General features: G+C 51.4%; 18 protein-coding genes. 6 read left to right on the top strand and 12 right to left on the bottom strand.

Annotated features, from left to right (window positions below; all coding sequences use genetic code 11):
* Positions 1–172: 172 nt before the first annotated feature.
* Positions 173–1,039 carry an AraC family transcriptional regulator gene (locus tag AACH41_RS09745; protein WP_338654809.1) on the bottom strand — a complete coding sequence of 289 codons (867 nt, stop codon included), beginning with the start codon at positions 1,037–1,039 and terminating at the stop codon, positions 173–175.
* A 495-nt stretch (positions 1,040–1,534) separates the two neighbouring features.
* Here AACH41_RS09745 and rluB point away from each other — a divergent pair, with 495 nt between their 5' ends.
* Positions 1,535–2,641: a 23S rRNA pseudouridine(2605) synthase RluB gene (rluB, locus tag AACH41_RS09740; protein WP_338654807.1), complete on the top strand. Its 1,107-nt coding sequence runs from the start codon at positions 1,535–1,537 to the stop codon at positions 2,639–2,641.
* A gap of 35 nt (positions 2,642–2,676) precedes the next feature.
* Positions 2,677–3,549 carry a bifunctional hydroxymethylpyrimidine kinase/phosphomethylpyrimidine kinase gene (gene thiD, locus AACH41_RS09735; protein WP_338654805.1) on the top strand — a complete coding sequence of 291 codons (873 nt, stop codon included), beginning with the start codon at positions 2,677–2,679 and terminating at the stop codon, positions 3,547–3,549.
* Positions 3,550–3,621: 72 nt separating this feature from the next.
* Here the strand turns inward: thiD and prmB are convergent, their stop codons facing one another.
* The 9 genes from prmB to xseA form a co-directional block, all read right to left on the bottom strand.
* On the bottom strand, positions 3,622–4,524 hold the full coding sequence (gene prmB / locus AACH41_RS09730) for a 50S ribosomal protein L3 N(5)-glutamine methyltransferase (RefSeq protein WP_338654803.1): 903 nt from the start codon (positions 4,522–4,524) through the stop codon (positions 3,622–3,624).
* 56 nt (positions 4,525–4,580) lie between these two features.
* Positions 4,581–4,952, bottom strand: a complete 372-nt coding sequence (locus AACH41_RS09725) for a GxxExxY protein (RefSeq protein ID WP_338654801.1) — start codon at positions 4,950–4,952, stop codon at positions 4,581–4,583.
* Between the two features lie 32 nt (positions 4,953–4,984).
* Complete coding sequence (dapE, locus tag AACH41_RS09720; protein WP_338654800.1) at positions 4,985–6,130, bottom strand: succinyl-diaminopimelate desuccinylase; 1,146 nt, start codon at positions 6,128–6,130, stop codon at positions 4,985–4,987.
* 5 nt (positions 6,131–6,135) lie between these two features.
* Positions 6,136–6,489, bottom strand: a complete 354-nt coding sequence (locus AACH41_RS09715) for an ArsC family reductase (protein ID WP_338654798.1) — start codon at positions 6,487–6,489, stop codon at positions 6,136–6,138.
* Positions 6,490–6,568: 79 nt separating this feature from the next.
* Positions 6,569–8,557 carry an EAL domain-containing protein gene (locus tag AACH41_RS09710; protein ID WP_338654796.1) on the bottom strand — a complete coding sequence of 663 codons (1,989 nt, stop codon included), beginning with the start codon at positions 8,555–8,557 and terminating at the stop codon, positions 6,569–6,571.
* A gap of 353 nt (positions 8,558–8,910) precedes the next feature.
* Positions 8,911–9,738 (bottom strand): 2,3,4,5-tetrahydropyridine-2,6-dicarboxylate N-succinyltransferase, encoded by an 828-nt coding sequence (gene dapD / locus AACH41_RS09705; protein ID WP_194748213.1) that lies wholly within the window; start codon positions 9,736–9,738, stop codon positions 8,911–8,913.
* Between the two features lie 100 nt (positions 9,739–9,838).
* A complete protein-coding gene (locus AACH41_RS09700; RefSeq protein WP_313988443.1) occupies positions 9,839–10,651 on the bottom strand; it encodes a M48 family metallopeptidase in 813 nt (270 codons plus the stop codon).
* 156 nt (positions 10,652–10,807) lie between these two features.
* The gene (locus AACH41_RS09695; RefSeq protein WP_194748211.1) at positions 10,808–12,691 is read right to left on the bottom strand and encodes a potassium transporter Kup; all 1,884 of its coding nucleotides are present in this window, start codon (positions 12,689–12,691) and stop codon (positions 10,808–10,810) included.
* A 122-nt stretch (positions 12,692–12,813) separates the two neighbouring features.
* On the bottom strand, positions 12,814–14,028 hold the full coding sequence (gene xseA, locus AACH41_RS09690) for an exodeoxyribonuclease VII large subunit (RefSeq protein WP_338654795.1): 1,215 nt from the start codon (positions 14,026–14,028) through the stop codon (positions 12,814–12,816).
* Between the two features lie 250 nt (positions 14,029–14,278).
* Between xseA and AACH41_RS09685 the strand changes: the two genes are divergently transcribed.
* Together AACH41_RS09685 and AACH41_RS09680 are read left to right on the top strand one after the other, a co-directional pair.
* On the top strand, positions 14,279–15,229 hold the full coding sequence (locus AACH41_RS09685) for a transglycosylase SLT domain-containing protein (RefSeq protein ID WP_338654794.1): 951 nt from the start codon (positions 14,279–14,281) through the stop codon (positions 15,227–15,229).
* Positions 15,230–15,368: 139 nt separating this feature from the next.
* A complete protein-coding gene (locus tag AACH41_RS09680; protein WP_338654793.1) occupies positions 15,369–15,869 on the top strand; it encodes a disulfide bond formation protein B in 501 nt (166 codons plus the stop codon).
* Here the strand turns inward: AACH41_RS09680 and AACH41_RS09675 are convergent.
* The gene (locus AACH41_RS09675; RefSeq protein ID WP_338654792.1) at positions 15,814–16,908 is read right to left on the bottom strand and encodes a hypothetical protein; all 1,095 of its coding nucleotides are present in this window, start codon (positions 16,906–16,908) and stop codon (positions 15,814–15,816) included. The genes AACH41_RS09680 and AACH41_RS09675 overlap by 56 nt on opposite strands.
* Before the next feature lie 38 nt (positions 16,909–16,946).
* Complete coding sequence (locus tag AACH41_RS09670; protein ID WP_338654790.1) at positions 16,947–18,074, bottom strand: GGDEF domain-containing protein; 1,128 nt, start codon at positions 18,072–18,074, stop codon at positions 16,947–16,949.
* A 225-nt stretch (positions 18,075–18,299) separates the two neighbouring features.
* Between AACH41_RS09670 and cysM the strand changes: the two genes are divergently transcribed.
* Both cysM and AACH41_RS09660 read left to right on the top strand, forming a co-directional pair.
* Positions 18,300–19,193 carry a cysteine synthase CysM gene (cysM, locus tag AACH41_RS09665; protein ID WP_313988426.1) on the top strand — a complete coding sequence of 298 codons (894 nt, stop codon included), beginning with the start codon at positions 18,300–18,302 and terminating at the stop codon, positions 19,191–19,193.
* A 50-nt stretch (positions 19,194–19,243) separates the two neighbouring features.
* Positions 19,244–21,178, top strand: coding sequence for a hypothetical protein (locus AACH41_RS09660; RefSeq protein WP_338654788.1), 1,935 nt, complete (start codon positions 19,244–19,246; stop codon positions 21,176–21,178).
* The last annotated feature ends 34 nt before the right edge of the window (positions 21,179–21,212 follow it).

The following is a 21,212-nucleotide window of genomic DNA, read 5'->3' as shown; positions in this document are numbered from 1 at the left end:
GGTGATGCAATGAAGTGAAAGTAACCAATAGCTTATGTAAAATTAAATTTTGAAATATATAGTTTCTTTGCGCCCAAGAAATAAATATGAAATTTAATAGAGATAGAGTTGATTAGTGAATCCTAATGACGAATTTTTCAGTAATCAACTCTGCTCAATCGACTGACTTTACTTATTTCAACGGCAGGTAAATATCTGTGATGAGGTCAGCTTCAGCAATATCCGGCAGTAGATTCAAATAGTGAAAGTAAAGAGGAAAATCACGTAACTCTTCACCACTCTTGGGCAGCCAATCTCTGTATATTGGGTAAATTGATTCCCCGAGACGGGCGTGAGAACCTAAATGTCTAACCACTGCGCAACGACCACCAGGAATCGTTTTAGTGACAATTCCGTAGGAGTTTTCTGGAATGTCACTTTTCACTTCTCCTCCAATATCAAAACGAAACTGCATAGGCTCGGTTGTGTCTGGATTATCGTATGCAATACCGAATGTCCTACTCGTGTTTTTGGGAGATAAGCCGGTTTCTTTGCGCCATTCGATGAATTGACTCACTGCGTTGTTTAACTTTTCTACAGGGCCAATATGTTCTTTGACTGCAATGCGTGTCATTTCAACATTTATAGTATCAACCTTCACTTTGTTATTCCTTTCTGGTAACCGAAAATCAAATACCTTGTGCCAACTATCCCAATCTGGATTTTTTCTAAAAGCAGATGGGGATTGTCCAAATGTGTTTTTGAAAGCACGGGTAAATGACTCTGGGGTTTCAAAACCGGCATTCAGTGCGACATCAATAATTGTTACTGAATCTTGAAAAGCGATCTTAAACGAAGCTTGTTTTAATCGAAGCAGTAATACATACCGAGCGACATTAATACCAACATAATCGGCAAATTGCCGATGGAAATGGAATTTAGAGAAGTGAGCAATAGCGCAAAGTTGATCCACATTTAACGGCTTATCAAGATTATGCTCAATGTAATTGAGTACCTCTTGAAATCGTGCAGCGTACAACTTTTCTTTTTGCTTGTTCATGTTTTTTCCTTATCCACGAACAGGAGTATGCTTATTTATATGAAGTAAAGCCTGACGAAAATTGCTAACTTCACAATATTTTTTATAAGCTGATTTCAATCTTGGCGCAGGCTTGTACATGTCAACAACCCAGCAAGCGTAACCTGTACCAAGTAGGGCGACACTTGCACAAGGCGCAGGGCGCTGAATGTTACTTTGCTTTAGTCAACAGTCATTGGAATCTAAGTAAAATGAAGCTTTCTTTATCATTACTCAACGTCAGTTCAATGACCCAAGCATTTGCCCAACTGTCTGTCCTAAGCATAATGCGATACCAGCCGTGTTGCGTCTTAGTTTACGCACTAAGTGCGAAATGCATATGGTGTAAAGCCTCTAATTATCTTGCTAAAGCCGCTGGTATCATTTCTGGGTAGGGGGCTGTGGCTACGTTAAACCAGCTTTAGGCCCTTTACCCTAAATCAGTTAAAATAGAGCCTTCATTCAAGAGGTTGAAGTATGGCCCGTCCGTTTAAAGCTCCCAAAAGTCCGATTCGTCCGCCACGTGCACCCAAAGTTACTCCGCCCACAGTAGAGGACGGCGAAGAAGGAGTGCCTGCGCCGCGTGAAGGGCAGCGCTTGCATAAACTGCTGGCGATGGCCGGGTTTGGCTCACGTCGCGACATGGAGGCTTTGATCGAAACCGGCCGCATTACCATTAATGGCCAGGTGGCGCAGGTGGGCGCGGTGGTTGATGAGCATGATGTGGTGCGCATGGATAGCCGGATTCTGCATTTGCCGTTTGAGGCGGAGTTACCGCAGGTGTTGCTGTACCACAAGCCGGAAGGCGAGATTGTGAGTCAGGATGACCCGGAAGGGCGTGCCACGGTATTTGACAAGCTGCCACGCATCAAACAGGGCAAGTGGATTGCCGTGGGGCGTCTGGATATGAATACTAGCGGTTTGCTGATGTTTACTAATTCCGGCGAGTTGGCCAACCGGTTTATGCATCCACGCTATGAGGTGGAGCGCGAATATGCGGTACGTATTCTGGGGGAACTGACTGAAGAGCAGATGGCGCAACTCAAACACGGTATTGAGCTCGAAGACGGCCCAGCCAACTTTGAAAGTATTTTCCCTAACGGGGGCGAAGGCGCCAACAAGTGGTACCAAGTGGTGATTAAAGAGGGCCGTAACCGTGAAGTCCGTCGCCTGTTTGAGGCATTTCACCTGCCGGTGAGCCGCCTGATGCGTGTCCGCTTCGGCCCGGTTGCGTTGCCGCCCCGCCTCAAGCGCGGCACCATGCTCAAGCTGGAACAAAAACAGGTGGTGGCCTTGCTGGAGTGGGCTGGCTTGCCTGTGCCGCGCAAACCGCTCAAGCAAATGAGCCCGCATGACCGTGACCGTGCGACGCGCGTGTTTACGCCTAAAGTTCGCAAGCAGCGCCGTAGCTTGCTGGATACTGTGAATAATCCCGTTGATACGCAGCAAGAGCGTCCCGCACGCGCGCCAACTGGCAACCGTCGTATTCGTCAGGATTCAGATTTGAAGCAGGCCTCCATGCAAAATGCGCGTATCAATAGCGGTGCTAAAAAACGCACTGACCGTAATCGGGGGCGTGGTTAATCTGCGCGTCGTGTGTTGACGGAAAAGCCGATCGCATGACTGACAGTCGTATGCAGGAAACTCTGGTCACGCACCGATATCCGCGTGTGCTGTCCATCGCTGGCTCTGATAGTAGTGGTGGTGCCGGGATTCAGGCCGACCTCAAAACATTCTCTGCCCTTGGTTGCTATGGCATGACGGCCATTACCGCGCTGACGGCGCAAAATACGCAAGGGGTGCGCGCCATTCATAGCGTGCCGGTCAGCATGTTGCGTGACCAGATTGATGCGGTGGTTGAAGATATCGGTGTCGATGCCGTCAAGATCGGTATGCTGCATTCTCCTGAAGTGGTGGAGGCGGTGGCACAAGCGCTGGATGCTCATGGTCTCAAGCAAGTGGTGCTGGACCCGGTGATGGTGGCAGCCAATGGTGCCAAACTGATTTCTGATGAGGCGATTGCCGTTCTGGTATCCGAGTTGTTTCCACGGGCATTGGTGGTGACCCCGAATCTGGATGAGGCGTCGTTGTTGCTGGGCCGTCCGCTGACGCAAAGCGATGCACTTGCCGAGGCCGCGCAAGCCTTACTTGCACAAGGCGCGCATGCCATTTTGCTCAAAGGGGGGCATCTGCCTGGCCATGACGTGCTGGATATTCTGGCGCAAGCCCATGCCAATGGGCAGGACAATATATTGCAGCGCTTACATTCAGTGCGTATTTCTACCCATAACTTGCATGGCACCGGATGTACGCTTTCATCCGCGATCGCTGCCTATCTTGCCTTGGGCTGTAACCTGTCAGAGGCTGTGTTGGCGGCCAGAACCTATGTGCGCGGTGCCTTATATGCGGGCGCGAATGTGCGCACAGGCGAGGGCGTCGGGCCACTCAATCATGGCTTTGCACCCGAAGCAATGAAGGTTTACGGCGAATAGCGTTTAATCGCTACCAAGCCAAGAAGAGCAGCGTAGGCCTCAGTATTGCTGTGTGCCTACGCTGATAAAACGTTATTCAGTGTGCAGCCCGGCTTCCAGCAAGTCTTCTTTAGTGAGCATAAACACAAACTGGTCGCCGCCGCTGGTATCCAGCCAGGTAAAGGGTAAGTCTGGATAGGCTTCATGTAAGGCGTCACGGTTGTGGCCGATTTCTACCACTAACACGCCGCCATCATTCAAGTATTCAGCTGCCTGCGTCAATAGGACGTGGGTATGGTCCAGCCCGGCAACACCGCTGCCCAAAGCCAGTTGCGGCTCTTTGCGGTACTCTTCTGGTAACTCAGCCATGCTAGGGGCATCTACATAAGGCGGATTGCTGATAATCACGTCATATTTACGGCCTTTGAGTGCGGTAAACATATCGGATTGCACCGCTTGCACCTGATGTTCAAGGCCGTAGCGCTGGATGTTGATATTACAGACCTCAATGGCATCAGAGGAGATATCCACCACATCAATATGCGCATTGGGAAAGGCCTCGGCCAGTAACACGCCCAGGCAGCCCGAGCCGGTACAAATATCCGCCGCGGATTCCACCATTTCCGGAAACTCTACCCAGGGCTGCAAGCCATCTTCAAGCAATTCGGCAATAAATGAGCGTGGCACGATGACCCGCTCATCGACGTAAAACTTGAACCCGCGCAGCCAGGCTTCATTCACCAGGTAGGCGGTTGGCGTATGTTCTGTGACCCGCTTGTCGATCAAGGTTGCCAAGTGTTGGCTTTCCTCTGTGGTTAAACGCGCATCCAGAAAGTTATTCAGGGTGTCATGCGGCAAATGCAGTGCGCTCATGATCAGCCAGACAGCTTCGTCATAGCTGTTATCGGTGCCATGACCATAAAAAATGTCAGAGTTTTCAAAACGGCTGACGGCATAGCGCAGCCAGTCGCGGATGGTATGTAGGTTAGTTGTCATTATTTTAGCCACAGATAAACACGGATAGACACAGATTAAACCCTTAACAATTAGACTCAATAGCCATTTACAACACGTTTAACTTCTACTTTTGGTTTGCCAAAATTGATAATTAAACCAAAACGATGTTGACTGGCTTTAAGGTAGTTCATACATTGCACAATATGTGCGTTATCAATGCCAGAGCAAGCCTTTAGTTCAACAATCACTGACTGATTGACACGTAAATCGCATACAAAATGTCCGACGATTGTCGACTGATAAGTAACATCAAGAGGGACTTGTTGTTCTACTAACAAATTTGCATTTTTAAGCTCGATAGTGAGTGCATTTTCATAGACCTTTTCTAAAAAACCTACCCCCAATGTATTACTCACTTCGTAAGCACAGCCGATTATCCTATTTGTCAACGCAGTTTCTAACAGCATCTTATCTGTGTCCTTCTGTGTTTATCTGTGGCTTAATCAGCTGTTAGCAATAATTCCATGGTGCGCTTGTAGGTTTCCTTGAGAGGCTCGATATCGGCCACGGCGACGCATTCGTTCAATTTATGGATGGTGGCATTTAACGGCCCGAATTCAATCACTTCTTTGCAGATATCGGCAATAAAACGCCCGTCGGAGGTGCCGCCAGTGGTAGACAGCTCGGGCGTGACCCCGTAACTCTGCACAATCGCGTTGCTGATAGCTTCTACCAGCTTGCCGCGTGGCGTGATATAGGACTGGTTATGTTCCCAGTCCAGGCTATATTCAAAGCCGTGGCTGTCCAGAATCGCGTGGACGCGGGTACGCAAACTTTGCTCAGAGCTGCCTTGCCCATCGACTTCAGGGCAGTAGCGGAAGTTAAACAATATCTCGACATGCCCAGGCACCACATTGGTCGCGCCGGTGCCGCCGTTAATGTTAGAAATCTGCCATGAAGTCGGCGGAAAATATTCGTTGCCGTTGTCCCATACGGTTTCAACCATGTCTTTAATGGCCGGAGCTGCCAGATGAATCGGGTTTTTCACCAGATGCGGATAGGCAATATGGCCCTGAATGCCTTTGACGATGAGTTTGCCGGACAGGGAGCCACGTCTGCCATTTTTAATCATGTCACCGACCACTTTGTTGCTGGTGGGCTCACCCACAATGCAGTAATCAAAGCTTTCGCCGCGGGCTTGCAACGCCTCCACCACTTTGACGGTGCCCTCAATCGCAATACCTTCTTCATCTGAGGTGATCAGCAGGCCAATCGAACCAGGATGGTCAGGATGTTCGGCGATAAATTCTTCGATGCTGGTGATAAACGCAGCGAGCGAGGTTTTCATGTCTGCCGCGCCGCGTGCATACAGCATGCCGTCTTTAATCGTAGGCTCAAACGGTGGCGTATGCCATTGGTCCAACGGGCCAGTGGGGACGACATCGGTATGGCCGGCAAACACGATCAGTGGGCCGGTGGTGCCGCGTCTGGCATAAAAGTTATCGACCTCGCCAAAACGCATGCGCTCAATTTTGAACCCTAGTGGCGCCAGGCGGGCAATCATGGCCTCCTGACAGCCAGCATCTTCTGGCGTCAGCGAGCGGCGTTTAAGCAAATCAATGGCAAGATCCAGTGTTTTTGACATAGTGGTTATTCTTGAGCAAACAGTTGGCGGTAATCGGCTTCATTAAAACCGAGGGCGATGATTTTATCGGCATTGACCAATACCGGGCGTTTAATCACAGAGGTTTTGGACTGCATCAGAGCAAGTGCAGAGGCAGCATCTACTACGCTATTTTTTTCCGGTTCGGCCAAGTTGCGCCAGGTCATCCCGCTGCGGTTCACCAGTTTTTCCCAAGGATATTGTTGCAGCCAGGTTTGGCCGGTGACGCTATCCAGGCCCTGTTTCTTGAAGTCGTGAAATTCGTATGCAATGGCGTGTTGGTCCAGCCAGTCACGCGCTTTTTTGACGGTATTGCAATTGGGGATGCCGTATAGTTTCATGGCTGATCATCAAGCTAAAAAACTTATTTTACCAGCCACGGCAGATGGCGTCGCCATTTATTGCGGTGTTCACATAACCTCAGAACAGGTTTTGGGTTGCTGACTGCGATTGCAGTTTGCTAAATACATCAAACAGGTATTGTTGCTCTACCGGTTTTGAGAACAGGAAACCCTGCATTTGGTCACAGCCGATGTTGACCAGCGCTTTACGCTGCTCCTCGTCTTCCACGCCTTCGGCGACGACGTTCAGATTGAGGGCATGCGCCAGTTTGACGATAGCCTCAACAATCGAGAGCGAGGTGTGCGAAACCGCCACGTTTTTGGTGAGGGAGCGATCCAGTTTGACTTCGCTGACTTCCAGGTCTTCTAAATGTGTGAGGCTGAACGGATGCAAGCCAAAATCATCCAGCGAGATTTTAAGGCCCTGCTGTTTAAATTGGCGCAAGGTGTCCTTGAACTGGCCCTGATGATGAATGGCGTTAGTTTCAGACACTTCAAGAATGAGGTTGCGGGATTCTACGGCATGCGCTTCAAGAATCGATTGAATCAGCGCGCCCAACTGTTTGTTGCGGAACTGCTGGTTGGACATATTGACTGAAATGCTTAGGTCTATGCCGCGATCGCGTGCCTGGCTAATCGTGCGGCAGGCCTGGGAGATGACCCAGGCGTTGATTTCTTCAATCATGCCAAAGCGCTCCGCCGCCTCAATAAAACTGTTGGGGGAGAGCAGTCCGCGGGCCGGATGCTGCCAGCGTAACAGCGCTTCGGCACCATGGACCATGCGCGTGATGGCATCCACTTTGGGCTGAAACAGTAGCCTGAACTCTTGCTCGCTAATGGCTTGCTTGAGCTCAATACGGGTTTGTTGCATCTCGTCAGAGGCTTGCTCGATCTCGGCATCAAAGAATCGATACTGGTTTTTGCCGTTTTCCTTGGCCTTGTACATGGCGGCGTCTGCATTCAGTTTGAGTTTTTGCAGGTTGCCGTCTTGTGGATACATGGACACGCCCACCGAGCACGAAATCTCAATCACGTGATCTTCAATCACAAACGTTTCGCGTAACGCATCCACCACACGCTGAATCACGGTGACCACGCTCTGGTGATTTTCAATCTCACTCAACACGGCAATAAACTCGTCGCCACCGGCACGTGCCACATAATCACAATTGCGGATGGCATTGCTGATACGCTTGGAGACTTCAATCAGCAGCAAATCGCCAATATGGTGACCAAACTGGTCATTGACCGGTTTGAAGTGATCCAGGTCGATATAAGCCAGGGCCAGCGACTCCCCGTTACGGTCACAGCGCTTGGCACTCAGGATCAGGTGCTGGTTCAAGGCATCCCGGTTGGGCAAGTGCGTGAGTGGGTCATAGGCCAGGAATTTTTTATTGACGGTTTGCGTATTGCGGAAGGTCAGTTTGCTTTGCGCTAGATCGATGTTGCGCTCATAAAAAATCACCAGAATAAATGAGGTGATAAATAGAAAGACCGGGACCAGAACCAGCAGCAGCATTAAATAATTATCGGCTTGATCGCTGGGCTGCCCAATCAGCATATTGTTATGCACAATACTGAGGTTGATGGCCGTGTGCGAGGCTAAAAAGCCCAGTGCAATTTCTATCGAAAACATCCACTTCAAACGTTTTTCGAGTTTGCCGCTATAGCCTTTGAGCCAGAGGATGGTGACAATCGCCAGGGCGGCGGTCAGGCAGGCCAGGAACAGGGAAAACAGGGCGGTCCAGCTGTCTATACGGATATTGATGGCCCCGGCACTGATCTGATAAAAATAAGACAGCAGGTAGCCACTGATGCCGGTGGCCGCAGAAGCGGAGAGCAGATCACGTAAGGGCAGTCTTTTTTTATGGACCGTTTTGAGGATAGCGGCGGCCAACAGATAGCTGCACAACATGCAGCCAATCAGGTCGATGGGGTGTTGGCTAACCTTAGGGATATTATCTGCGAGAAACTGGTAGCCAGCATGCAGGCTGAAGATACCAGTTGCCATGACGACGGCATATTTTTTGAGCATGAAGTCATGCTCTTTGGGAGTGGCAACACGCAAACGATCAACCAGTTTGAACGCAAAAAAGCATCCAACGACGCTGGATGTAAAGAGTGCGACCAATAGCATTTGCGTTGTTATCATAAGTAATTGCACGTTTATTTTGATTGTTTAATGTGTGGCACGACTACTTGTTCTTTGTGCTTGCTCTGTATTGCTCATTGCTTTACTGCTGGGATTGCTCGGACTACTGACTCTCCAACGGGTTAATACTCAACTATTCAAGAATGCTCACGCTGTCTTGCTTGCGGGACATCTTTACGGTATTGAGAGTCACTCCTTTATCGGAACCGGCGCGCAATAACTTGAGCAGGCCGGTTGAAGTGACTCTTTATTTTATGTCGCCAGGCGTATTAAATGCCGCGCAACAACTCGTTGATGCCAACCTTACCCAAGGTTTTGGCATCCACTTTTTTCACGATGACGGCGCAATACAGGCTGTACTTGCCATCGCTGGAAGGCAGGTTGCCTGAAACGACCACAGAACCTGCAGGCACGCGACCATAATGCACTTCGCCGGTTTCGCGGTCATAGATTTTAGTGGATTGGCCGATGTAAACGCCCATGGAAATCACGCAGTTGTCTTCAACCACCACGCCTTCAACCACTTCTGAGCGCGCACCGACGAAGCAGTTATCGCCAATGATGGTTGGACCGGCTTGTACAGGTTCCAGTACGCCACCAATGCCAACACCGCCGGATAAGTGCACATTTTTACCGATTTGTGCGCAGGAACCTACGGTTGCCCAGGTGTCTACCATGGTGCCTTCACCAACGTAAGCGCCAATGTTGACGTAAGACGGCATCAAGACAGCATTTTTTGCAATGAAAGAGCCTTTGCGCACTATGGCGTTAGGCACCACGCGGAAGCCACCTGCCTTGAAGTCTTCTTCGGTGTAGTTGGCAAATTTTGGATCCACTTTGTCGAAGTAGCGGGTGACGCCATCATCCATCAAATAGTTGTCTTTGAGGCGGAAGGACAGCAAGACCGCTTTTTTGATCCACTGATGGGTTTCCCATTGCTGGCTATCGCCAATCCGGGTAGCTACACGCAGTTTGCCCGCATCCAGATCATCCAGAATAGAAGCCACGGTGGCTTTGACGTCTGCCGGAGCATTGGCAGGGTTGATGTTGGCGCGGTCTTCAAAGGCCGCTTCAATAATGCTTTGACGTGGATCCATAATCTTCTCTTGTTCGATTGAAAAACAGTAAACCCGAAATTTTAACCTAATTTTGAAAGGGCAGGGGCCGTCGATGAAAGACGGCCCTTTACGCCAGCACTTACTTGCCTTTGGCAGCTAAGTAGAGCGGCATGACCTTGGGCACCAGTGCCTGCAGGTCTTTAATACGGTTTTCACTGGAAGGGTGCGTACTTAAGAATTCCGGGGGCGCTTCCTTGTTGGCCGCCATCATTTTCTTCCATAAGCTGACTGCGGCTTCCGGGTTGTAACCGGCGCGCGCCGCCAGCTCCAGCCCTATGCGATCCGCTTCACGCTCCTGTTCACGGCCATTGGGCAAGGAGAAGAACAGCTGGCTGCCCATGCTGGCGCCTTGTGCCGCCATATTGCCCGCGGTGCCGCCTATGTAGGCCGCGAGTGCCTGTAAACCGAACTGTTGTACATAGGCTTGTGACATACGCTCACGGCCATGCTCACGCAAGGCATGCGAGATTTCGTGGCCAATCACCGCGGCTAACTCATCATCGGTAGCATTGAGTTTTTCGGCCAGACCGGAAAACACCATGATCTTGCCGCCAGGCATGCAATAGGCATTGAGCTGGTCATTTTTTTCGACATTGATTTCCCATTTCCATTTGGTGGCATCTGGCCGGAACACGCCGACCTGGGCGATCAGGCGGTGAGAAATGGTAGTCACGCGATTCAGCAAGGCCTTATCCGCGTTAAGGGTATGGTTCTTTTGCGCATCTTGCAGGGTTTGCGTATACGATTGCGCAGACATTTTATCCACGGTCGCTGAGGGCAACAGCAATAGTTGACTACGCTGTACGCCCGAGACGCTATTGTTGGTGGTGCTGGCGCAGGCAGACAACAAGGCGCACAGGCAGGCGATTCCCAGGGTTTTAATGGTCGGCATGTGTTTCTCCTCTTGTTTCTAGGTCACGTATTGGCAGTGACCATTCGTTTTTATGATCATTCCATTCAGGTGCTGCGATCAGTCTACCCATTCAGTGCAGAATGCATGTCGTTGCTGATCGCTGAATGCCTGGTTCTTAAGTATCAGTCATTCCGGTTAAATTTTGACTTGCGAGCCTAGCTCTACCACCCGGTTAGGCGGTAATTTGAACTGGTTGGTAATCGACTCTGCTGTTCTAAACAAGCCAATAAAGATTTTTTTACGCCAGAATGCCATGCCGGGTTTATCCGAGGCCAGCAGGATTTCCTTGCCGATAAAGAACGAGGTATCCATGGTGTCCAGCGTGAGGCCGAATGGTTCGGTCAATGGCAGGTCACGTGGCAAATCTGGTTCGTCCATATAACCATAACGCAAGGTCACACGGTAAAAACCGTAAGGCAGCACCTCCATCGAGGCGCGCTCTTCCAGCGTGGTGTAGGGGTAATCAACAAAACGCACCGTCAGGATCACCACTTTGTCATGCAGTACCTTGTTGTGTTTGAGATTATGCAGCAGCGCATGCGGCACGCCATCCGGGTTGGGGGTCATAAACACGCCTGCACCATTGACGCGGGCGGGCGGGTGCGCCCCAATCGCTTGCACAAACGGGATCAGCTCCATGGATTCGGACTTGAGAATTTGGTAAAGCAGTCTGCGCCCGGTTTTCCAGGTGCGCATCAGTGTGAAGATGATGATGCCGATCAGCAAAGGCACCCAGCCACCATCTGGGATTTTGAGAATGTTGGCCGCAAAAAACGAGAGGTCAATGACAAGAAATAGCGAAATCAGGCAGGCCGTTTTGAGTTTGCTCCAGCCCCACAGGTGGTGGAACACCACGGCCGCTAGCAAGGTTGTGATGACCATATCGCCGGTCACGGCAATACCGTAGGCTGCCGCCAGGTCACCAGAACTGCCAAAAATCAGCACCAGGCCCATAACTGCGACCATCAGGCCCCAGTTGACACGCGGCATGTAGACCTGGCCCTCTGTTTGCTCTGAGGTGTGCGAAACATGCATGCGCGGAATAAAGCCAAGTTGCAAGGCCTGGCGCGAAACAGAGAACGCGCCGGTAATCACGGCCTGCGAGGCAATCACGGTCGCCAGGGTTGCCAGGATAATCAGCGGGAACAAGGCCCAGTCTGGGGCCAGGTGGTAAAACGGGTTTTGAATGGACTCTGGCTCGGCCAGAATAAGTGCGCCTTGCCCAAAGTAGTTGCAAATCAGTGCAGGCAACACGAACAAAAACCAGGCCAGGCGAATCGGTTTACGGCCAAAATGACCCATGTCGGCATACAAGGCTTCGGCACCGGTCACGGCCAGCACCACCGCACCGAGCGCAATAAACGCAATTTTGGGCTGGGTGGCAAAAAACTGATAAGCGTAGAAGGGGCTTAAAGCCTTGAGAATTTCGGGATGATGACTGATATTGAGGATGCCCAAAATGCCTAATACCGAGAACCAGGTCAGCATGATAGGACCAAAAAAAGCACCGACGACAGCGGTGCCTTTGCTTTGTGCCCAGAACAGTACAAACAGGACGCACAAAGTAATGGGGACGATCCAGCTATCCAGTTGCGGTGCTGCCACCTCGAGGCCCTCAACCGCTGAGAGCACGGAAATGGCGGGGGTGATCATGCCGTCGGCATAAAACATGCAGGCCCCGATAATGCCTAGCAGCATGATGCGTTTGCGCTGGTCGGGTTCGCCGCCCGCATAGCGGCTAGCCAAAGACAGCATCGCCATGATGCCGCCTTCACCACGGTTATCTGCCCGCATGATAAAGGCCACATATTTGAACGACACAATCAGCAATAGCGCCCAGGTGATTAGCGACAAGATGCCGTAGACATTGGCTTGTGTCAGTAACAGCGGGTGGTGCCCGACTGCAAAGACTTCTTTCATGGTGTAAAGCGGGCTGGTGCCAATGTCACCGAAAACGACACCTAGCGCGGCGAGAGCCATGGTATGGAGCGCCGTTTGCTGATTTTTTGTATGGTCCATTGTGTGAACAGCTAAAGACAAACGATTATTATCGGGTAATTTTAGAGCTTCACCAAAGATTTTGACGCAAATTATCTTGATGACCTAAATGCATGTGGACGATTACACGAAAAGTGGAGCGCCTAGTCGAGGCTGATTTGCGTCACCACTACCTCTGCCTGACCTTGATGTAAGGTCAGTCTCAAGGGCGTCTGCAGACTAAGTTCACTGGCAGTGGTCACTGCGCGGCCATCAGCTTTTTGCACAATGGCATAGCCCCTGGCCAACACCTGATGCGGATTGAGTTGTTGCAGGCTGGCGGACAGGTATTGCAGTTTGCGTTGTTGCGTTTGTAAACCTTGCTGCATGGCCAGTTGCAGTCTGTGTTGCCATTGCTGCAGACCGCGGCGCTGTTGTTGCAGATGCTGGGTGGGGGAGATCAGGCGTCTGGACAAATAGTCCAGGGTCTGGCTTTGCTGGCGCAAGCAAGATTGCATAGCCCGGCCCAGCCTTAATTGTAATTGCCTGAGTTGATCGCGAAGCTGCGCCTGATCCGGGCAGGCCAATTCGGCTGCCGCTGTCGGTGTGGCCGCGCGCAAGTCAGCGACAAAATCGGCAATGGTGAAATCTGTTTCATGGCCCACCCCGCTAATGGTCGGCAGGCGACAAGCGGCGATTGCACGTGCAACCACCTCTTCATTAAATGACCATAAGTCTTCTATGCTGCCACCACCGCGGCAAATCAGCAGCGTATCAACCTCTTGCCGCTGATCAGCCAGATGAATGGCTTGCGCAATCAGTTCGGCAGCGCCTTTGCCTTGCACCGGCGTCGGGTAGATGATGACAGACATGGCCGGCGCACGGCGGCGGATGGCGGTTAACACATCGCGTAAGGCGGCGGCATCCGCTGAGGTCACCACGCCTATGCGTTGCGGATTGGCCGGAATGGCTTGTTTACGCTCGGCAGCAAACAGCCCTTCGTTTTGTAAGCGCTGCTTGAGTTGTTCATAAGCTTCATACAATTTGCCCAGGCCAGCGGGCTGCATAAATTCCACCGTCAGTTGTACATCGCCTCTGGCTTCATACAGCGTGACCGTGGCACGCGCCTCAATCAGGTCCCCTTCGCGCGGCACCATGCCTAATACGCTATTGCGCCCTTTAAACATCACACAACGGATTTGTGCGCGTTCATCCTTGAGCGAAAAATACCAGTGGCCACTGGCGGCACGGGTGAAGTTTGAGAGCTCGCCCGAGATCCAAAAGAGGGGAAAACTGGTTTCCAGCAACTCTTTGGTGAGTCGGGTGAGGTCGCTGACACTCAAGATTTGTTTGAATGATGTCGATAACAAGCTAGCCATAGCTGCACATTATCCCTCAGCCCCGCTGGATTTGGCTATGTCTTTCATCGAATGGCCGGTGTCTGAGCAGAGGCGCTCTGTGGGGATGCTGAACACTGATTCAATATAGAGGGGCACTTTTGGGTAAAAGCGGCGTCTTGATATGAGCAGCATGGGAATGGTTGATGACTGTCTGACCTTGAAGCAAGGTCATTTCCCTCAGGATTGTATGCGAATGAAAAAATATTTATTTTTTGCGCGATCATTTTTTATGTGTTGTCTGTACACAAGTGCTGTGCATGGCTTGGGACTTGTTGCGCAGGCGCAGGCGGATGAAACGTCTGACAAATCGCCGCCCGAGACGGAAGTAGCCGCGGTCGAGACCACGAATCCTGTCATGGCCAGCTACAAGCGCGAGCAGGCGGTGATGCAGAATGACGCCTACAAGCAATTCATTAAATTACAGGTGAGTCTGGCGACAGGCACAAAAAATGCGCTTGGGATCAGCAGTTATGCCGAGGCGCACGCCCATTACTGTGCGTTGGCTGCAGAAACCCGTGATCCTGATGCGCAATTTGCCATGGGCTGGTTTTACAGCATGGGCAAAGGCGTGGAGGTCAATCATGATATTGCCGCGCGTTTTTTCAGCCTGGCGGCGATTCAAGGCCATCGCGATGCCCGGATCTGGCTGGACCAGGGCACTGGTGATGCCTCCGTGGCCAAGCTGCCCGCCTGCATGCAAAATCAGGGGCAGTCAGCGGCTGAGGTGCTGTTCCGTAAACGCGGCCCCATTTACACGCTGGTCAAAAAACATGCGCCTGCTTATGGGGTAGACATTGATTTGGCGATGGCCGTGATTGCAGTGGAGTCCGGCTTTAATCCTAAAGCAACTTCACGCAAAAAGGCCCAGGGCCTGATGCAATTGCTACCCGAGACGCAGGCCAGGTTTCACGTCAAGGATGCTTATGATCCCGAGCAAAATATCAAGGGCGGCTTGTCCTACCTGCGCTGGTTGATCAATTACTTTGATGGCGATGTCGAGCGCGTTGTAGCGGCTTACAATGCGGGGGAACATGCGGTGTCCAGGCATCAGGGCATCCCGCCTTACCCGGAGACACGCGACTATGTGAAGCGCGTGGCGCGGTATTACAAGAAAAAACATCACGAAATCAGGCAAACTGCGGCCATGCGTGACGGGCAGAGCCCGGCGGCCAACTCCTGAATCTTTCTGCTGGCTGTTTGTGCTGTTTGACCGGGAGATCCCGGCCAACTTAAAAAACCGGGAACCACCCACACCCAGGCTGCCTCTTAGCTGCGTTATCCATTACAATTTGCATTTAATCATTAGGCAGGAGCGGGCAATGGCAGCATGGTTTAAAGGGCGTGGCGGCTATGTATTGGGATTTTTGGCCGGATTTGGCATTGTGGCACTCGCTTTGTATATTCAAGTACAAAACCAGCTTGAACCCTGCCCCTTGTGTATCTCGCAACGCATCATTTTCATGAGCCTGGGCATGTTGTTTTTGCTGCACGTCTTTGTCTCCCCCAGATCTTGGCTACATGCCGGATTGGCCCTGATCGAGGTGTTGACGGCGCTTGGCGGCGCGGGGGTGGCGATACGCCACTGGTGGCTACAGGCACACAAAGAAGAAATCTTTGCCGATTGTGGTGTCGGCTTTGATTACATGTTTGAAAACTTCCCGCTGAAAAAAGCACTTACCCTGGTATTTCGTGGTACGGGCGATTGTGCCGCCATAGACTGGACGTTTCTGGGCTTAACCTTGCCCCAATTGGGTCTGATCAGTTTTATTCTGTTTGCGGTGTATGCTGGCTGGTTATTTCGTAGCCGTCGCGCTGGATAGCAAAAGTCTCGATCTCAACTTCGGGTGTGCTTTCATCCAGCATGGCCGCTTGTTTTTCAATCGCGTCATGCCAGGCTTTAAAATGCGCTTCGCATGACTGTTCGGCGTGTTGCGAGATGCTCTCTGCTGGCACGCTGGCGGCCTTAAGCTTGGCTGTCTCGCGCTTGAGGCAACCCAGATATTTGGCTTTGGCATACACCTCTTCGGTTTGCAGACTGGCGATTGCCTGATCCGCCTGATTCAGCGATTGGCACAAGGGTATGGGTTCGCTGGGGATGGTCCAGGGCTTACCTGAGGTCTTTTGCATATGGATCACACTGGCAATATCGCGGCCACGCTGGTTAATCCAGTATTCCAGAATTTCGTTGCCACAGCGTTCATCCTGACAGCGCATCACGCTTTTTAACAACCAGGCCGCCTGCTTGGTCATGCGTTCGTCAGAAATGCCACAGTTATGGATGACGTCGTGCGAGCGGGATAGATACAATTTGTAATTGGCCCGCCAATTGGGATGGCTGGCACAGGCGACTTTATACAGCGGGTTAGAGACGCTGCACTGGTCTTGCTGCATGCTTTGCAGACGTTCCGGTGCGCGATTGCCCGTCATGCGGCATGCCAGCGAAATGGCCTGGCCGTAGGCTTGCGTCACCCCCCAGAACGACAGTCTGGCAGAGGCATAATCTGGCCGTTGCTTGAGTGTCTGATCGTTTTTCCAGTCCAGGGTCTCTGAGGCAAGTTCGGACTTGTGAAACACCACTTCGCGTTCAACTTCCATCGAAAACTCGCTGCAGGAGGCTTGTACCAATTTGGTGGCAATCGTATCGTCATGATCGTCTGTACGCAGCTTGAAAAGGATAATGTCTTCGTGCTGGCCGACTTGCATGGAGTCTAAATCAACCGACACCGTCAGAAACTTTTCCCGTCCTTGCACCGTATGCCATTGTTCGGCATGCAGGGGTGGGCTTGTAAACAGGCAGCTTGTAAACAGCGTCAGACAGGCGGGAAGTGCGTTTTTGAATAGCATAAAATCAATGGTCATAAATAGAAAGCAGCGGCAAGTGGCCGCCATTGTAATGATTATTCTGCGGCGGAGATAGCGACCTGATTGCGTCCGGCCTGCTTGGCCTCATATAGTGCCTGGTCTGCTCGATGCAGCAATTGTGTCAAGCTGTCCCCCATCCGCAACATTGCCACGCCGCAACTGATGCTGATCTGGCCAATGTCGGGCAAAGATCTGGCGTGTACCTGCTGCCGGATTTTTTCGGCCAGCTTTGCCGCCTGAGCAAGGGTGATGCGGGGCGCATAAATCATCATTTCATCGCCTCCCCAGCGCACGGCAATGTCAGACAGGCGCGTATTTTTCTTGATGCATTCGGCGACGGTTTTAATGACCTGGTCACCGATGACATGGCCGTGCGTGTCATTGATGGATTTAAAACGGTCTATATCTATCAGAATCAGCGCATCCGAGATTTTCCTGCCGACCGTGTGGGTATGCTCAGCAAAGACTGTTTCAAAGTGCTGACGATTGCTCAAACCAGTTAAAAAGTCGGTGCTGGACAGCGTTTTTAAGTTTTCTTTTTCAACTTGCAGGGCCGTATTGGCCGCAGCAAGTTGTTCGGTCCTCTGTTTGACCAGTGCTTCGAGATCGGTATTCAGGGCTTTTAAATGATTGGTCTGGCTTTCACGCAGGCATTCGTAATTGCGGATAATGAAAAACTGTCCAAGCAGGTAGAGGCACAAGCTCAGAATATCCAAATGACCATATTCTGAGGGGAAGAGATGCGTTAAGTGATTGCCCACCACCAGCAACAGTAAAATCGCCAGCATCTGGTAGCCCATCTGCCTGCCTTTGAGGTAAAACGCTCCAGCAAGAATAAGGAGCAATAATCCGCTCCGGGTACTGTTGCCAGTCGCCAGAAAATAGACCGTCAAAAACTGGAGAAAGCATAACCAGAGGGCAATGCCAGAGATCAGCTCGACGCGCTGTTTGTTGCGGCGCAAGGCCCATAGCAAGACAAACGCAATCAGACCAAACACAATATCCACGATGCCGATGAGCGGATGCACGCGCCAGCGGATGATGCCCATGCTAAAAGACACGATGCCAAAGAAGGTGAACACGTTGTTTAGGAAAACCACCTTGTAACGCATGTGGTCCGCATCGCCGGACACTGGAAAAAGCTTGATGGGATGCAACATCATGACAAGCACTTGGCTAAACCACTTTTTCAACATCCGGTATCCTAAAGAATAATTGTTTTTGTGATGCGATCAGATTATGTAAAATTGAGACTTTGTCGTTAGCTGTACATTACCGCTGAATTTTACATATATTAAGCTGTTGCGTGTCATCGTACGCGCGCATTCACAAATTTTTATGTTTCGGGGTGGTCTTACTTCATCCCCGAAAACAGATTATCGGTCCCTATGAAACCTTACCTGACCCTGGACAATTTTGTTGGAAACACGCCGCTGGTGGCTTTGCAGCGTATGAACCCTAATCCGAGCAATACGATCTTGCTCAAGCTGGAAGGCAATAATCCGGCCGGGTCAGTCAAAGACCGGCCTGCCTACAGCATGATTGTGCGGGCAGAGCAACGCGGGCAAATCAAGCCAGGCGATACGCTGATTGAAGCGACCAGTGGCAATACCGGCATTGCACTGGCCATGGTGGCGGCCATGCGCGGTTACAAAATGGTGTTGGTGATGCCGGAAAACCAGTCCGTTGAACGCCGTCAAAGCATGAAGGCATATGGTGCTGAGCTGATCTTGACACCCAAAGACGGCAGTATGGAGTTGGCACGCGATGTGGCACTGAAGTTGCAAGCAGAGGGCGAGGGCATTGTACTGGATCAGTTTGGCAATCTGGATAATCCGCAAGCGCATTATGAAGGGACCGGGCCGGAAATCTGGCGTGATACCGACGGAGCGGTGACACACTTTGTATCCAGCATGGGCACCACTGGCACGATTATGGGCACTTCGCGCTTTCTCAAGGAGCAAAATCCTGCCATTCAGATCATCGGCGTGCAGCCGGAGGAGGGGGCGCAAATCCCGGGGATCCGCAAATGGCCAGAAGCCTATCTGCCTAAAATTTATGACCCCAAACGCATAGACGGGTTGCGGTATGTGAGCCAGAAGCATGCGGAAGAGACCACGCGCAAACTGGCAACCAAAGAAGGCGTTTTTGCCGGGATTTCCAGCGGCGGTGCCTTGTATACGGCAATGCAACTCTCCAAAGAAGTGAACAATGCGGTGATTGTCACCATTGTGTGCGATCGTGGCGACCGCTACTTGTCTACAGGTGTGTTTCCCGATTGATGCGCCTGTGGGCACTGCTGCTGTGCTGTTGGTCTATGCCGCTTTGGGCCATGACCGAGCTTAGCCTCAGTGCCGAGAGCATCCAAGGCGATTTCTTTCAACTCGACCACCCGCATGCGGTGGTCAACTTGCAGCGCAAACAGCATGTACAAATTCATGCCGAGCGCTTGCAGTTGGGCAATGCCAGCATTGATCACCCGGATATGACACTGGAGATCAGTACGCGCCCCAGCCTGCTGATTACCTCCGAGCAGTTAAAAATGCCTGATTACCAGGTACGCCGCCCGCGCATCTATCTGGATTACCGTCTGCAAACTCGGCAACCGTTGATGACGGTTGATGCTGAAGTCAAAGCGATGCAAGATGAGGTCTGGGGCAAATTCCACGTGTATTGCCAATTGCCGACACAAGCCAGTCAGGAGACTTGGCTGTGTAATGATGGCTTGTATCATGATGTCCGTTCACATATCCCGTTTAATCTGACGGTGATGCCGACCTGGCACACTGCATCGAACACAAAGTCCAGCAGAGGGCTTGAGCTGCAACTGGCGGTGAAAGACGCCAAATTCAGTGATGCCGCAGGCTTGCATGCGGCGGAGAGACTGACCGGCGTGATGCATATTGCTGCGCATGAGGTACCGAATGGCTGGCGCTGGCAAGGCGTATTTGAATGGCAACAAGGCGAGTTGTTCTGGCAACCATTTTATTTTGCCGAGGGCAACAAGCGATTTGAAATCCGTGGCCTGTATGCATCGCCCATTCTGGAGATTGAAGCAGCGACCTTGTCATTGCAAGGCGTAGGCACTTTACACAGTCAAAGCCGGTTTAATCTGGATAGCCAGCGCTTTGAGTTTTTAAAGCTGGATGCCAAAGACGTCGATTTTAACGGCCTTTACCAGTCGTTTATCCAGCCTTTGCTGCCTGATTCCGTGTTCGGACAGCTCAAGGTGAATGGCAAAGCCGACTGGTCTTTTGAGGCCAAAGGCCTGCAGCCGGTGAAGTTTCAGCTGGATGTTGCGGATGCCACGGTTGAAGATCAACGTGGCAAGTTTGGCTTTGCCCATCTGAATGCGCATATTCCCTGGGATTACGATCAGCCGCAGCAGATCAGCATGGGCTATGCCTCTGGCCATGTGCTTAAGATTCCGCTCGGAAAAACGCAATGGCAGGCAAACGTGAATCGGTTCTCGATTACCAGTCCAACTTTGAGATTGCCTGTGCTGGATGGCGCCTTGATCTTTGAAGACGTGTCTGCCGCCTGGATACATCAGAGCATGGTCTGGCACCTGAAGATGGACATGCAGCCCATCAGCATGCGCACCTTTAGCCAGGCGCTCGGCTGGCCTGCCATGCGTGGTGAGATCAAAGGCCAGATTCCACTCGTGACTTATGCCAACCATGCCTTGCGCATGGATGGGGAGATGCAGCTGAGCTTGTTTAAAGGGCAAGTCGCGCTCTCTGATCTGGAAGTCGATGATCCGCTGGGGGCTGTCCCCAAGCTGCATGCCAATCTGCGCATTCGAGAGATTGATATGGGCGAGATCACGCGGACGTTTAATTTTGGTTCGATTACCGGCAAACTGGAAGGTGATGTCCAGCATTTGCGCTTACAAAACTGGAAGCCTGTCTCTATGAATGCTGTCATACAGACTGCGGATGGCCCTTTTGAGAAAAAAGTGTCTCAACGCGCGGTCGAAAACATCACTGCCTTGGGTGGTGAGGGCACGGCGGCAGCCCTGCAACGGACGTTTTTGCGTTTTTTCAAACAGTTTGGCTATGAAAAAATGGGTTTAAGCTGCGAGCTGCGTGGGGATGTTTGTAAAATGGGCGGTGTTGAGCAGATTCCGGGCGGATTCGTCATCGTCAAAGGTGAGGGGATTCCCTCAGTCAACGTGAATGGCTATACCGAATATGTCAGCTGGAAAGATATGCTGGCCCGCATGCGGCGGATCACTGATAGCAATAGCAAAATGATCGTCAAATAAGCGCACTCAATGGCGATAGTTTTAAAGAAAGGAA

This window comes from Methylophilus sp. DW102 (assembly GCF_037076555.1).
GTDB lineage: Bacteria > Pseudomonadota > Gammaproteobacteria > Burkholderiales > Methylophilaceae > Methylophilus > Methylophilus glucosoxydans.
The sequence above is the reverse complement of the archived record's forward strand: the minus strand, read 5'-3'. Positions and strand labels throughout refer to the sequence as shown.

Excerpts from the sequence above, each read along its gene's own strand:
- AACH41_RS09680 (WP_338654793.1), top strand. The coding sequence starts at position 15,369 with ATGGCAGCATGGTTTAAAGGGCGTGGCGGCTATGTATTGGGATTTTTG.
- AACH41_RS09695 (WP_194748211.1), bottom strand. The coding sequence starts at position 12,691 with ATGGACCATACAAAAAATCAGCAAACGGCGCTCCATACCATGGCTCTC.
- AACH41_RS09725 (WP_338654801.1), bottom strand. The coding sequence starts at position 4,952 with ATGCTGTTAGAAACTGCGTTGACAAATAGGATAATCGGCTGTGCTTAC.
- AACH41_RS09700 (WP_313988443.1), bottom strand. The coding sequence starts at position 10,651 with ATGCCGACCATTAAAACCCTGGGAATCGCCTGCCTGTGCGCCTTGTTG.
- AACH41_RS09675 (WP_338654792.1), bottom strand. The coding sequence starts at position 16,908 with ATGACCATTGATTTTATGCTATTCAAAAACGCACTTCCCGCCTGTCTG.
- prmB (WP_338654803.1), bottom strand. The coding sequence starts at position 4,524 with ATGACAACTAACCTACATACCATCCGCGACTGGCTGCGCTATGCCGTC.
- cysM (WP_313988426.1), top strand. The coding sequence starts at position 18,300 with ATGAAACCTTACCTGACCCTGGACAATTTTGTTGGAAACACGCCGCTG.
- dapD (WP_194748213.1), bottom strand. The coding sequence starts at position 9,738 with ATGGATCCACGTCAAAGCATTATTGAAGCGGCCTTTGAAGACCGCGCC.
- AACH41_RS09660 (WP_338654788.1), top strand. The coding sequence starts at position 19,244 with ATGACCGAGCTTAGCCTCAGTGCCGAGAGCATCCAAGGCGATTTCTTT.
- thiD (WP_338654805.1), top strand. The coding sequence starts at position 2,677 with ATGACTGACAGTCGTATGCAGGAAACTCTGGTCACGCACCGATATCCG.
- AACH41_RS09745 (WP_338654809.1), bottom strand. The coding sequence starts at position 1,039 with ATGAACAAGCAAAAAGAAAAGTTGTACGCTGCACGATTTCAAGAGGTA.
- AACH41_RS09670 (WP_338654790.1), bottom strand. The coding sequence starts at position 18,074 with ATGATGTTGCATCCCATCAAGCTTTTTCCAGTGTCCGGCGATGCGGAC.
- AACH41_RS09685 (WP_338654794.1), top strand. The coding sequence starts at position 14,279 with ATGTGTTGTCTGTACACAAGTGCTGTGCATGGCTTGGGACTTGTTGCG.
- AACH41_RS09715 (WP_338654798.1), bottom strand. The coding sequence starts at position 6,489 with ATGAAACTATACGGCATCCCCAATTGCAATACCGTCAAAAAAGCGCGT.
- dapE (WP_338654800.1), bottom strand. The coding sequence starts at position 6,130 with ATGTCAAAAACACTGGATCTTGCCATTGATTTGCTTAAACGCCGCTCG.
- rluB (WP_338654807.1), top strand. The coding sequence starts at position 1,535 with ATGGCCCGTCCGTTTAAAGCTCCCAAAAGTCCGATTCGTCCGCCACGT.
- xseA (WP_338654795.1), bottom strand. The coding sequence starts at position 14,028 with ATGGCTAGCTTGTTATCGACATCATTCAAACAAATCTTGAGTGTCAGC.